This window comes from Pantoea sp. BJFS-204, assembly GCF_049310725.1.
Taxonomy (GTDB): domain Bacteria; phylum Pseudomonadota; class Gammaproteobacteria; order Enterobacterales; family Enterobacteriaceae; genus Pantoea; species Pantoea agglomerans.
Genome location: NZ_JBMOWE010000001.1, coordinates 862,559 through 875,859, shown reverse-complemented (window position 1 = coordinate 875,859; position 13,301 = coordinate 862,559). Strand labels below are relative to the sequence as shown.

The 13,301-nt window shown below is 53.9% G+C and carries 9 protein-coding genes; 7 read left to right on the top strand and 2 right to left on the bottom strand.

Annotation, left to right across the window (positions count from 1 at the left end; all coding sequences use genetic code 11):
* Positions 1 to 118 precede the first annotated feature (118 nt).
* The 6 genes from yeaG (at position 119) to ACO6VX_RS03910 (ending at position 8,870) form a co-directional block, all read left to right on the top strand.
* Positions 119 to 2,053, top strand: coding sequence for a protein kinase YeaG (gene yeaG, locus ACO6VX_RS03935; protein ID WP_033757869.1), 1,935 nt, complete (start codon positions 119 to 121; stop codon positions 2,051 to 2,053).
* A gap of 89 nt (positions 2,054 to 2,142) precedes the next feature.
* Positions 2,143 to 3,417, top strand: coding sequence for a YeaH/YhbH family protein (locus tag ACO6VX_RS03930; RefSeq protein ID WP_010260603.1), 1,275 nt, complete (start codon positions 2,143 to 2,145; stop codon positions 3,415 to 3,417).
* Between the two features lie 248 nt (positions 3,418 to 3,665).
* On the top strand, positions 3,666 to 5,393 hold the full coding sequence (locus ACO6VX_RS03925) for a potassium/proton antiporter (protein WP_010670274.1): 1,728 nt from the start codon (positions 3,666 to 3,668) through the stop codon (positions 5,391 to 5,393).
* A gap of 78 nt (positions 5,394 to 5,471) precedes the next feature.
* Entirely contained in the window at positions 5,472 to 5,705 is a 234-nt protein-coding gene (locus ACO6VX_RS03920) for a DUF1480 family protein (protein WP_010260598.1), read from the top strand.
* A 377-nt stretch (positions 5,706 to 6,082) separates the two neighbouring features.
* On the top strand, positions 6,083 to 7,549 hold the full coding sequence (gene wbaP, locus ACO6VX_RS03915; protein WP_029519111.1) for an undecaprenyl-phosphate galactose phosphotransferase WbaP: 1,467 nt from the start codon (positions 6,083 to 6,085) through the stop codon (positions 7,547 to 7,549).
* 127 nt (positions 7,550 to 7,676) lie between these two features.
* Positions 7,677 to 8,870, top strand: coding sequence for a multidrug effflux MFS transporter (locus tag ACO6VX_RS03910; RefSeq protein WP_010260592.1), 1,194 nt, complete (start codon positions 7,677 to 7,679; stop codon positions 8,868 to 8,870).
* Here the strand turns inward: ACO6VX_RS03910 and dadX are convergent.
* Both dadX and ACO6VX_RS03900 read right to left on the bottom strand, forming a co-directional pair.
* Complete coding sequence (gene dadX, locus ACO6VX_RS03905; RefSeq protein ID WP_422457720.1) at positions 8,863 to 9,933, bottom strand: catabolic alanine racemase DadX; 1,071 nt, start codon at positions 9,931 to 9,933, stop codon at positions 8,863 to 8,865. The genes ACO6VX_RS03910 and dadX overlap by 8 nt on opposite strands.
* Before the next feature lie 19 nt (positions 9,934 to 9,952).
* Positions 9,953 to 11,254, bottom strand: a complete 1,302-nt coding sequence (locus ACO6VX_RS03900) for a D-amino acid dehydrogenase (protein ID WP_010260588.1) — start codon at positions 11,252 to 11,254, stop codon at positions 9,953 to 9,955.
* A gap of 504 nt (positions 11,255 to 11,758) precedes the next feature.
* On the opposite strand from ACO6VX_RS03900, the gene ACO6VX_RS03895 reads away from it, so the two are divergent.
* Positions 11,759 to 13,294 (top strand): SpoVR family protein, encoded by a 1,536-nt coding sequence (locus ACO6VX_RS03895; protein ID WP_010260586.1) that lies wholly within the window; start codon positions 11,759 to 11,761, stop codon positions 13,292 to 13,294.
* Positions 13,295 to 13,301 lie beyond the last annotated feature (7 nt).

Here is a 13,301-nt window from a genome sequence, read left to right as displayed (position 1 = left end):
AGAAAGATCAGGTTGGCATAAGGGTTGCTGTACTCAACAGAGAATATCTTCCGGGAGCTGCTATAAGCCTCTAATTACGCTCCTTACCTGTGCTAAAAACGAAAGGACGGGCATCGCTATGAATATATTCGATCACTATCGTCAGCGTTATGAAGCTGCCAAGGACGAAGAGTTCACACTGCAGGAATTTCTTGCTATCTGTAAGCAGGATCGCAGTGCATACGCCAACGCTGCAGAGCGACTGTTAATGGCTATCGGAGAGCCAGTAATGGTCGATACTGCTCAGGAGCCACGCCTTTCCAGAATATTCTCCAATCGTGTGATGGGACGCTATCCGGCGTTCGAGGAGTTTTACGGCATGGAGGAAGCGATTGAACAGATCGTCTCCTACCTGAAACATGCCGCTCAGGGACTGGAAGAGAAGAAACAGATCCTCTATTTACTGGGGCCGGTAGGTGGCGGTAAATCCTCACTGGCGGAACGGCTTAAGTCGCTGATGCAGCGGGTACCCATCTATGTACTGAGCGCCGACGGGGAACGCAGCCCGGTTAATGACCACCCTCTCTGCCTGTTTAATCCGCAGGAAGATGCGCATATTCTCGAAAAAGAGTATGGCGTGCCGCGCCGTTATCTCGGCACGATTATGTCGCCGTGGGCCGCTAAGCGACTTCACGACTTCGGCGGCGATATCTCGCGTTTCAAAGTGGTGAAAGTCTGGCCGTCAATCCTGGAACAGCTGGCGATTGCCAAAACTGAACCGGGTGATGAGAACAACCAGGATATCTCCGCGCTGGTCGGTAAAGTGGATATCCGTAAACTGGAAAACCACGCGCAAAACGATCCTGATGCTTACGGTTACTCCGGCGCACTCTGCCGTGCCAACCAGGGCATCATGGAATTCGTTGAGATGTTCAAAGCGCCTATCAAGGTGCTGCACCCCTTACTGACGGCGACGCAGGAAGGGAACTACAACGGCACCGAGGGGATTTCGGCGCTGCCGTTTAACGGCATTATTCTGGCGCACTCCAACGAATCAGAGTGGGTGACGTTCCGTAATAACAAGAATAATGAGGCGTTCCTTGACCGTGTCTATATCGTCAAGGTGCCCTACTGCCTGCGGGTCTCTGAAGAGATCAAAATCTACGACAAGTTACTTGATCACAGTGAGCTGGCGACCTCGCCCTGCGCACCGGGTACGCTGGAAACGCTGGCACGCTTCTCTATCCTGTCACGTCTCAAGGATCCGGATAACTCCAGCATCTATTCCAAAATGCGGGTCTACGATGGTGAAAGCCTGAAAGATACCGACCCTAAGGCGAAGTCATGGCAGGAGTATCATGATTACGCCGGTGTGGATGAGGGGATGAACGGCCTTTCAACCCGCTTTGCCTTTAAGATTCTGTCGCGGGTATTTAACTTTGACCACGCCGAAGTGGCGGCCAACCCGGTGCATCTGTTCTACGTGCTGGAGCAGCAGATTGAGCGCGAACAGTTCCCGCAGGATCAGGCTGAGAAATACCTTGAGCACCTCAAAGGCTATCTGATCCCCAAATATGCTGAGTTTATCGGCAAAGAGATTCAGACCGCCTATCTGGAATCTTACTCTGAATATGGTCAGAACATCTTTGACCGCTATGTGACCTATGCCGACTTCTGGATTCAGGATCAGGAGTATCGCGATCCCGATACCGGACAGCTGTTTGATCGTGAATCGCTCAACGCGGAACTGGAGAAAATCGAGAAGCCCGCTGGCATCAGTAACCCGAAAGATTTCCGTAACGAGATCGTCAATTTCGTACTGCGCGCCAGGGCACACAATAACGGTCGCAACCCGAACTGGACCAGTTACGAGAAATTACGCACCGTGATCGAGAAGAAAATGTTCTCGAACACGGAAGAGCTGCTGCCGGTGATTTCGTTTAATACCAAGACCTCCACCGATGAGCAGAAAAAACATGATGACTTTGTCGATCGCATGATGGAAAAAGGCTATACCCGCAAACAGGTTCGCCTGCTGTGTGAATGGTATTTGCGTGTGCGTAAATCGTCCTGATAAGAGTCTGTAAGCTTGCCGGTAAGTGATACCGGTCTGACGAGGTCGGGTTCGCCCGGCCTGCTTACAATGTAGTTTGGGGGAATACCATGGCCTATTTCATCGATCGCCGACTCAACGGCAAAAACAAGAGCGCGGTAAACCGCCAGCGCTTCTTGCGCCGTTATAAGTCGCAAATTAAGCAGTCGATCTCCGAGGCCATTAATAAACGCTCGGTGACCGATGTAAGCAGCGGTGAGTCTGTCTCTATCCCGATTGACGACATCAATGAGCCGATTTTCCATCAGGGACGCGGCGGCAACCGCCATCGGGTCCATCCGGGCAACGACCACTTTGTGCAGAATGACCGGGTCGAGCGACCGCAGGGTGGCGGTGGCGGCGGCAGTGGCCAGGGTAATGCCAGTCAGGATGGTGAAGGTCAGGATGAGTTTGTCTTTCAGATATCGAAAGATGAGTACCTGGACCTGCTGTTTGAAGATCTCGCCCTGCCTAACCTGCGCCGGAACCAGCATCGCCAGTTGAATGAGTATAAGACCCACCGTGCCGGCTTCACCTCCAACGGTGTGCCTGCCAATATCAGCGTCGTACGTTCGCTGCAGAACTCGCTGGCGCGTCGTACGGCGATGACCGCGGGTAAACGCCGGATGCTGCACGAACTGGAAGAAACGCTGCTGGAGATTGAGAACTCTGAACCGGCTCAGCTTCTGGAGGAGGAGCGGCTGCGCAAAGAGATCGCCGAGTTGCGGGCGCGTATCGAACGGGTGCCTTTTATCGACACCTTCGACCTGCGCTACAAAAACTTTGAGAAACGGCCGGAGCCTTCCAGCCAGGCGGTGATGTTCTGTCTGATGGATGTATCCGGATCCATGGATCAGGCCACCAAGGATATGGCGAAACGCTTCTATATCCTGCTCTACCTGTTCCTGAGCCGCACCTACAAGAATGTCGATGTGGTTTATATTCGTCATCACACGCAGGCCAAAGAGGTGGATGAACAGGAGTTCTTCTACTCCCAGGAGACCGGTGGCACCATCGTTTCGAGTGCGCTGAAACTCATGGATGAGGTGGTGAAAGAGCGCTATGACCCGGCGCAGTGGAATATCTATGCTGCGCAGGCGTCAGATGGCGATAACTGGGCCGACGATTCACCGCTCTGTCACGAGATCCTGGCGAAGCATATTCTGCCGGTGGTGCGTTATTACAGTTATATCGAGATTACCCGCCGTGCGCATCAGACGCTGTGGCGCGAGTATGAGCATCTGCAGTCGACGTTCGATAACTTTGCTATCGAACACATACGTGAGCCGGAAGATATCTACCCGGTGTTCCGATCGCTGTTCCATAAACAGGCAACGGAAGCCTGATGCACTAAGCCGGCTTATCGCCGGCTTTTTTTATCTTCCGAATAACCTGCTAAAACAGTCTGTTTTCTGCCGCTTGCCTGCCAACCCCCTCATTCTTCACATTAATCTGATTCCATACGCTGTTAAGCAATTCGTATAATGATCATTTTCACAATGACAACTCCTTGATAAAACATTATCTTTCAGAGATAGCATGGATATTTGTCACCAGTCGCTGCACCGCACTGTCATATCTCAGGAGATCGCGTTTGAACCACACTATTGTCTACAGTCTGTTTATCATCGGTTCCGTGCTGGTCGCATCGAGCATTCTGCTCAGCTCTTTCTCATCCAGACTGGGTATCCCCATTCTGGTGATCTTCCTTGCCCTGGGCATGCTGACCGGAGTTGATGGTATCGGCGGCATCGCCTTTGATAACTATCCGGCGGCTTACTTAATCTCGAACCTGGCGCTGGCGATTATCCTGCTGGATGGCGGCATGCGGACCAAAGCCAGCTCATTTAAAGTTGCTCTGGGGCCAGCGCTGTCGCTGGCGACCGTCGGGGTCATGATTACCGCAGGCTTAACCGGTGTGGTCGCAGCCTGGTTGTTTAACCTGGATATGATGCAGGGCTTCCTGATTGGCGCGATTATCGGCTCCACGGATGCCGCCGCCGTCTTCTCACTGCTGGGTGACAAAGGCCTGAATGAGCGCGTCAGCTCCACGCTGGAGATTGAATCGGGCAGTAACGATCCGATGGCGGTGTTCCTGACCATTACGCTGATTGAGATGATCGAACAGGGCCGCAGCGGCCTTGACTGGATGTTCCTGGTGCATCTGGTGCAGCAGTTTGGGCTGGGTATCGTGCTGGGCCTGGGCGGCGGCTGGGCGCTGCAGCAGCTGATTAACCGTATCAGTCTGGCCGGTGGGCTCTATCCGCTGCTGGCGTTGAGTGGCGGCATTCTGGTGTTCGCCCTGACTACGGTATTAGAGGGCAGCGGCATCCTGGCGGTCTATCTGTGCGGCTTTTTACTGGGCAACAGGCCGATTCGCAACCGTCACGGCATTCTGCAGACCTTTGACGGCATGGCGTGGCTGAGTCAGATTGGCATGTTCATCGTGCTGGGACTGCTGGTAACCCCGTCTGATTTGTGGCATATCGCAGTTCCGGCGATGATCCTCTCACTGTGGCTGATTCTGGTGGCGCGCCCACTGTCGGTGTTTATTGGTCTGCTGCCGTTTCGCAGTTTTACCACCCGCGAACGCGTCTTTATCAGCTGGGTCGGTTTACGCGGCGCGGTGCCGATTATCCTTGCGGTCTTCCCGATGATGGCCGGATTAGAAAACGCGTCGCTCTATTTTAATATCGCCTTCTTTGTGGTGCTGGTCTCTCTGATGTTGCAGGGCACCTCGCTGGGCTTTGCAGCGAAAAAAGCCAAAGTGGTGGTGCCTCCTACCGCATCGCCTATCAGCCGTATCGGTCTGGATATCCACCCCGAAAATCCGTGGGAGCAGTTTGTCTACCAGCTCAGCGCTGACAAGTGGTGCATCGGTGCCGCACTGCGTGACCTGCAGATGCCGCGTGAGACCCGCATCGCCGCCCTGTTCCGTGACAATGTGCTGATGCATCCGAATGATGGAACGCGTCTCAGGGAGAACGACGTCATCTGCGTGATTGGCCGTGAGCGCGATCTGCCGGCGCTGGGTAAGATGTTCAGCCAGTCGCCGCCGGTTTCCCTCGACCAGCGTTTCTTTGGTGACTTTATTCTGGATGCTGAAGCTCGCCTGCGCGATATTGCGCAGATTTACGGACTGGAACTGGATGAGAACACCAACGATCAGCAGTCGCTGGGACAACTGGTGCTGAGTATGCTGGGCGGCGCGCCGGTGGTTGGCGATCAGGTTGAGTGGAATCAGCTGACGTGGACCGTCGCGGAGAAAGAGGATAACCGTATTGTGAAGATTGGTGTCCGTCCGGCTGAAGAGAAGGAATAATCCTAATCATTCAGCCACGTTATTTTCTGTCGATACGCTAAGCTTAAAAGTCTATGCCAGCAAAAACGGGAGAAATGAATGGGACACGTGGTTAAAATTGGTCGTTATGAGATTGTTGATGCCGATCTTGACAGTGAGAACCTCGACACCGTCAGCATCCCCTGTCACACCAATCCCGGCTTAATTACCCAACTTGATGGCTGGGATCGCGATACCAGCGTTCCGGCATGGATTGACGGAGAACCGGTGGATCTGCAGATTGGTCATTACGATAAACAGCAGGACCGCTGGATTTTAAAAAAACCTGCCTGAGTCCGTTATCACTACCGCCAGTCGTAAGATTTGGCGGTAATTCCTAAAAAGCGTCTTAAACAGTTTGGTTATAACCAACCCCCGCCTTATTTTATCCAGTAAAAACCAAAACTTAGCCATTTAAAACTTTAATCACTTTTGATGTTTTCAGATTTTTTCCGTATTAACTCTGTCAAATAACTCCTGCATACTCATTCTCAATGCTGCAACATTTCGTGAGTACTATCACGCTTTAGCCGTTATCTTTTTTGCAGCTGCACTGGCTTTACTGACTGCAACAGACTGAAAATTATTTTTTAATTTTTCAGAAGCCCACCCCTGAGCGCGTACATGATTCTGGTCAGGCCATCTTTTACTTGAGAAAGAGAGCAGGTTTTATGGCAAGTACATTGATAATGAATAGCCCGAGCCGCTCGTGGAGCGGCACGCGTAAAAATATCATCGTGAAATTCGCCCTGAGCTTTTCCGATCTGATTGCACTTAACCTCGCACTGTTTTTATCTGCCGCGACGATACAGGGTATTTGGGGCGAGCTGGATACCTTTATTCCACCTCATCAAATTGAATATCGTTTTGTGGCACAGTTTATTATGTCAGTCATGTGTACCGGCTGGTTCTGGGTACGCCTGCGTCACTATACCTATCGCAAACCCTTCTGGTTTGAGCTGAAAGAGATCATTAAAACATTATTTGTTTTCTCGCTGCTCGACCTCGCGTTGATCGCCTTCTCTAAATGGGATTTCTCCCGCATGGTGTGGGTCTTCAGCTGGACATATGCCCTGCTGCTGCTGCCGCTGATGCGTGCTCTGGTTAAACGCGCCATTCACAAGGCGGGTCAGTGGCAGAAAGAGACCATCATTATTGGCTCCGGCAGAAACGCCACCGAAGCTTACGCGGCGCTGCAGAGTGAAGAGATCCTGGGCTACAACGTACAGGCCTTTATCTCGGTCGATGATGTTCCGGCTCAGCAGAGCGTGAATGGCGTGCCGGTGATCACCTGGAAAGATATTAACTGGCAGACCATTGACCGTGACAACGTGCAGTTTATTGTGGCGATGGAGTATGAGCAGCAGCCGATGCGCGATCGCTGGCTGAAATTCCTGTCGAAGATGAACTGCCGTTCAGTTTCAGTGATCCCGACGCTGCGCGGCGTGCCGCTTTACGGCACCGACATGTCCTTTATCTTCAGCCATGAAGTGATGATTCTGCGTGTCAGCAACAACCTGGCGAAACACTCCTCCCGTTTCATGAAGCGTGCCTTTGATATCGTGGTGGCGTCGATGCTGCTGCTGTTCCTCGGCCCAATCTTCGCCCTGCTCTGTTATATGGTAAAACGTGATGGCGGCAATGCCATTTATGGTCACGAGCGTGTGGGCCAGAATGGCAAAAAATTCAAATGTCTGAAATTCCGTTCCATGGTGACCAATTCCAAAGAGGTGCTGGAGAAATTACTGGCAACCAGCGAAGAGGCGCGGATTGAGTGGGACAAAGATTTCAAACTGAAGAATGACCCGCGCGTGACCCGGATTGGTAGTTTCCTGCGTAAAACCAGCCTGGACGAGTTGCCACAGCTGTGGAACGTGATTCGTGGCGAGATGAGCCTGGTTGGTCCGCGTCCGGTGATTGAAGCTGAGCTGGAGCGTTATGCCGGTGATGTCGACTACTACCTGATGGCCAAGCCGGGTATGACCGGTCTGTGGCAGGTCAGCGGACGTAACGATATCGACTATGATACCCGCGTCTATTTTGACTCCTGGTATGTCAAAAACTGGGCGCTCTGGACCGATATCGCGATCCTGTTCAAAACCGCAGGCGTGGTGTTACGCCGCGACGGCGCTTACTAATCAGACCTCGGCGATGCCTGTTTACAGCAGGCATCGCACTTTCCGCACGACTTCCTCTATCTTTTTTGCCGCTGAATCATTACCCTCTGCGATCGTTTTTAAACAGAACGCTTACCCTCTGGTTGTTATGCAAAAATTTACTCTGCTGTTATTAAGCCTGGTGCTGCTGGCACCCTTAGGCATCGATCTCTATTTGCCCACGCTGCCACAAATCGCAGAAGGGCTGGATACGCCGGTTAATCTGGTGCAAACCACCATTCCCCTGTTTCTGCTGGTTATGGGGCTGGGACAGCTGGTGACCGGCCCGCTGGTGGACAACTATGGCCGTAAGCCGATTGCCCTGCTGGGCCTGGCGCTTTACATCACGGGGAGTGCCATCGCCGCCACCGCCACCTCATTCCCGCTGTTCGTCCTTGCCCGCCTGGTGCAGGGCTGTGGCGTCTGCTGCAGCGCGGTCGTGGCCTTTAGCGGCGTGCGTGACCGCCTGAGCGGTGATGATGCCGCCCGTGCATATGGCTTCCTGAATGGCGCATTAAACATCGTCCCGGCCCTGGCTCCGCTGCTGGGCGGTTTGCTGGCCAGCGCCTTTGACTGGCGCGCACCCTTCTGGTTTCTCTGCGCCTACGGCGTGCTGATTACGCTGCTGGTGATTATCTGGCTGCCAGAGACGCGCCCGGCGGATACCCTGCGGGTGAAAGGATTACCGATTAAACAGTATGCCGCGATCCTGCGTCAGCCGCGCTTTCTGGCGTTCGCGTTCGCCAATGCCGGTGCGCTGGGCATGGTGCTGACCTACGTGTCGCTGGCACCGCAGGTATTAATGACCGAAGGCGGGCTGACGCCAATCCAGTTCTCTTTTGCTTTTGGCGCCAACGGTTTCTGGATCATGTTTGTCAGCATGTTCGTGAATAAAGCGATTCGCAAAGCGGGTCGCCCTTTCTGCCTGGCGATGGGATTCTTCACTATGCTGCTGGGCGCGGTGCTGCTGGTAGCGGGGATGCAGATCTTCCCGGCGGAGATGCAGACGCACTGGGCGCTTTACATGTTCCCGGTGGCCGTTTCAGTTGCCGGGCTGGCCTTTACGGTGGGACCGGCCACCAGCTATGCGCTGGAGCCCTATCAGCAACAGGCGGGCGTAGCGTCCGCCTTGCAGGGATTCATTCAGATGGCCGGTGGCGCGTCAGGCAGCCTGGTCATTGTGGCGCTGCCGGTGGCGGAGAAGCTGTCGCTGAGTCTGATGATGCTGCTGGGTGCAGCGCTGGCCTTTATCGCCTGGCGCTGCAGCAGAAAGATGCGCGGCAGCCTGACCGCGCTTAAATAACGTTAACCGGAACGCGGGGTGCCAGCGCACACATCAGCTCGTACCCTACCGTTCCGGCCGCTTTTGCCACCTGATCGATTTTCACCTGCTCACCCCACAGCTCCACGGCCGAGCCAATACCGGCCTGGGGACAGGGGGTCAAGTCGACGGTGATCATATCCATCGAAACCGCACCAACCACCTGAGTCATCACGCCATCGACGCAGACGGGCGTACCCGTCGGGGCATGCCGTGGATAGCCATCCGCGTAGCCACAGGCCACCACGCCAATTCGCTGCGCTGCACTGGCGTGATAGCGGTAGCCGTAACCCACTCCATCGCCCGCCTGTAGCTGCTGGACCGCAATAATCTTACTGCTTAAGGTCATCACCGGCTTCAGGCCACTGCCTGCAATGTCCTGCCAGTCACCGCTGGGCGACGCGCCATACAGAATGATGCCGGGACGGACCCAGTCAAAGTGCGCTTCAGGATGCCACAGGGTGCAGGCGGAGTTGGAGAGCGATCGCGGACAGTTCAGCCCCTCAGCCGCCTGCTCTACGTGCTGCAGTGGCGCAATCAGACCCTGCGGATTTTCCGCATCGGCAAAATGGGCCATCAGCGTCATCTCACCTACCGTACTGAGCGCCCGCAGCTTTTGCCATGCACCGTTGACCTGTTCCGGGCGAAAACCCAGCCGGTTCATCCCGCTGTTCATTTTGAGATAGATATCAACCGGTGCTGCAAGTCTGGCACTGGCCAGCGCGTTGATTTGCCAGTTACTGTGTACGCTGGTGGTGAGACGATAACGGTCAATCAGCTGCAAATCCTCTGGCTGGAAGAAACCTTCCAGCAGCAGAATCGGCTTTTTCCAGCCCTGTTCGCGCAGCTGGATTGCCTCTTCCATATTAAGAAGCGCGAAGCCGTCAGTGGCAGATAACGCCTCGCGCACGCGATCAATGCCATGGCCATAAGCATTAGCTTTCACCACTGACCAGACGCGGGAGGCGGGTGCCGCCTGGCGAACAACAGTCAGGTTATGACGTAACGCCTGCTGGTTGATGGTAGCGACAATCGGACGTGACATCCTCTCTCTCCCTGAATACTTAACGAGTTGCGTTGGCGTTACGCAGCGGCGATGAGGTCGCCGCGAAACCGGGTAAGTAGCGGAACACCGCTAAGTCATCCGCCGCAATGGCCGGCTTTTTACCGGAGATGAGATCGGCCAGCAACTGACCAGAACCACACGCCATCGTCCAGCCCAGCGTACCGTGACCGGTATTGAGCCAGAGATTAGAGATCGGTGTGGCGCCCACAATCGGCGTACCGTCTGGCGTCATCGGACGCAGACCGGTCCAGAAACTCGCCTGCGCGAGATGACCGCCTTCAGGATAGAGATCACTGACCACCATCTCCAGCGTTTCCCGCCGCGCTTCGGTGAGTTTGGTGTTAAAACCAACAATTTCCGCCATGCCGCCGACACGAATACGATCGTCAAACCGCGTCACCGCCACTTTGTAGGTCTCATCCAGGATAGTTGAAACCGGTGCGGCGTCAGGATTTTTAATCGGAATAGTGAGTGAATAGCCTTTCAGCGGATAGACCGGAATATCGATGACATTTTTTAACAGCGCGGTCGAGTAGGAACCGAACGCCACCACATAGCTGTCCGCCTTGATAATCTCATCGCCGCACTTCACGCCATAGATGCGATTGCCATCGCGCAGCAGGTGGTCGACCGGAGTGTTAAAGCGGAAGACTACGCCCGCCTCTTCGGCCATTTTTGCCAGCCGCTGAGTAAAGAGCTGACAGTCGCCGGTTTCATCGTTGGGCAGGCGTAATCCGCCGGTGAGTTTATGCTGAGTTGCCGCCAGTGCCGGTTCAACGCGAGACAGTTCATGCGCCTGCAACAGCTCATAGGGCACGCCCGCGTCGCGCAGCACCGCAATATCTTTGCTGGCGCTGTCGAACTGCTGCTGGGTACGGAACAGTTGCAGCGTCCCGCCCTGACGGCCCTCATAGGCGATGCCGGTTTCACTGCGCAGCGCTTTCAGACAGTCACGGCTATATTCGGCAATCCGCACCATGCGGCTTTTGTTCTGCTGATAGTGATTGATGTCGCAGTTGCGCAGCATGTGCCACATCCACTCCAGCTGAAAACTACTGCCATCCAGCCGGATAGCCAGCGGCGCGTGGCGCTGAAACATCCACTTCACCGCTTTCAATGGCACGCCGGGCGCTGCCCAGGGTGCGGCATAACCCGGAGAGATCTGACCGGCATTCCCTGCACTGGTCTCCATCGCTGCGGCGGGCTGACGATCAATGACCGTCACCTGATGTCCGGCACGCGCCAGATACCAGGCACTCGCCACCCCGACCACACCACTTCCAAGAATTACAACGTGCATAGCTCCCCCACCCGACCTGTAAAAGCATAATTCACTGTTCAACTGATGATAGTCAGCGGATTTACATAGCGGACACCACCACAGAATTTCACCATCCATTTCACATCTTTTTTACTTTTCAGGTAACTAAAATCTTGTCGCACGGCCAATTTCAGCGCTTTATGCGTCTTAATCCTTAAACACAGAAATAAATGACAACGAAGGCAGTTAAATCTGCCTGTTGCAGGAGATTCATTCAACCCCATACATTCCGCTTATAAACAGGATTTGATTCCGCAATTTATAATAAGGCTAGTATTAAAGGCTGTTAAATTCTCTGCCGCACCACTCTTAATGATTTTGTGCCAAAGAATTCGTTTGAGTTCGCATTTCGGATAAGCGACAGTGGGCTATCATTGTTGTGTTCGCTCAGTTTTTTTCGGGTTCCCTTTTTCAGGATGAAGCCTTAAATAACCAGAACGGGTTGTCTTTCGGGTCAGCCGGTTTGCAAAAAAGAGGTGCGCTATGACGACAATCTTTGACGAAGCCATCAGAGACAGCAAACGACTCAATGACGGACCAGACTGGACATTCGAACTGCTTGATGTCTACTTAGCCGAGATCGACCGGGTTGCTAAACTCTACCGGCTTGATACCTACCCGCACCAAATCGAAGTGATTACCTCTGAACAGATGATGGATGCCTACTCCAGCGTCGGCATGCCAATCAACTATTCACACTGGTCATTCGGCAAAAAGTTTATCGAGACCGAGCAGCGCTATAAGCATGGTCAGCAGGGTCTGGCCTATGAGATTGTCATCAACTCCAATCCCTGCATCGCCTACCTGATGGAAGAGAACACCATGACCATGCAGGCGCTGGTGATGGCGCATGCCTGCTATGGCCACAACTCTTTCTTTAAAAATAACTATCTGTTCCGCAGCTGGACGGATGCCGGGTCGATTGTCGATTACCTGTTATTTGCCAAAAACTATATCAGTGACTGCGAAGAGCGCTATGGCGTCGAAGAGGTAGAGCGGTTGCTCGACTCCTGCCATGCCTTAATGAATTATGGCGTCGATCGCTATAAGCGCCCGCAGAAGATCTCTCTGCAGGAGGAGAAGGCGCGGCAGAAAAGCCGTGAGGAGTATCTGCAAAGTCAGGTGAACACCCTGTGGCGAACGCTGCCACGGCGTGAGAAAGAGACCGTGACCTTTGAAGCCGCGCGCTATCCCTCTGAGCCGCAGGAAAACCTGCTCTATTTTATGGAGAAAAACGCCCCGCTGCTGGAGTCATGGCAACGTGAGATCCTGCGCATTGTGCGCAAGGTGAGCCAGTATTTCTATCCGCAGAAACAGACCCAGGTAATGAATGAAGGCTGGGCGACATTCTGGCACTACACCATCCTCAATCACCTCTATGATGAAGGCAAAGTGTCGGAACGCTTTATGATGGAGTTCCTGCACAGCCACACCAACGTTGTGTTTCAGCCGCCCTATAACAGTCAGTGGTATAACGGCATCAACCCCTATGCTTTAGGGTTCGCGATGATGCAGGATATCAAGCGTATCTGTCAGTCGCCGACCGAAGAGGATCGCTACTGGTTCCCGGATATCGCCGGTTCCGACTGGCTGGAAACCCTGCATTTTGCGATGCGCGAGTTCAAGGATGAGAGTTTTATCAGCCAGTTCCTGTCGCCGAAAGTCATGCGTGATTTCCGTCTGTTTACCGTACTGGATGATGACCGCAACAACTATCTCGAAATCGCCGCGATCCACGATGAGGCGGGCTACCGGGCAATTCGCCAGCAGCTCTCTGCGCAGTACAACCTGAGTAATCTCGAACCGAATATTCAGGTCTATAACGTCGATCTGCGCGGTGACCGTTCGCTGACTCTGCGCTATGTGCCGCAGAGCCGCACGCCGCTGGATAAGAGCCGTCGCGAGGTGCTGAAGCATGTACATCGTCTGTGGGGATTTGATGTGATTCTGGAACAGCAGAATGAGGATGGCAGCGTAGAGCTGCTGGATCGAAATCCACCACGTGGTTCATCACTCTGATGGGTTA

Excerpts from the sequence above, each read along its gene's own strand:
- ACO6VX_RS03930 (WP_010260603.1), top strand. The coding sequence starts at position 2,143 with ATGGCCTATTTCATCGATCGCCGACTCAACGGCAAAAACAAGAGCGCG.
- yeaG (WP_033757869.1), top strand. The coding sequence starts at position 119 with ATGAATATATTCGATCACTATCGTCAGCGTTATGAAGCTGCCAAGGAC.
- ACO6VX_RS03920 (WP_010260598.1), top strand. The coding sequence starts at position 5,472 with ATGGGACACGTGGTTAAAATTGGTCGTTATGAGATTGTTGATGCCGAT.
- ACO6VX_RS03910 (WP_010260592.1), top strand. The coding sequence starts at position 7,677 with ATGCAAAAATTTACTCTGCTGTTATTAAGCCTGGTGCTGCTGGCACCC.
- dadX (WP_422457720.1), bottom strand. The coding sequence starts at position 9,933 with ATGTCACGTCCGATTGTCGCTACCATCAACCAGCAGGCGTTACGTCAT.
- wbaP (WP_029519111.1), top strand. The coding sequence starts at position 6,083 with ATGGCAAGTACATTGATAATGAATAGCCCGAGCCGCTCGTGGAGCGGC.
- ACO6VX_RS03900 (WP_010260588.1), bottom strand. The coding sequence starts at position 11,254 with ATGCACGTTGTAATTCTTGGAAGTGGTGTGGTCGGGGTGGCGAGTGCC.
- ACO6VX_RS03895 (WP_010260586.1), top strand. The coding sequence starts at position 11,759 with ATGACGACAATCTTTGACGAAGCCATCAGAGACAGCAAACGACTCAAT.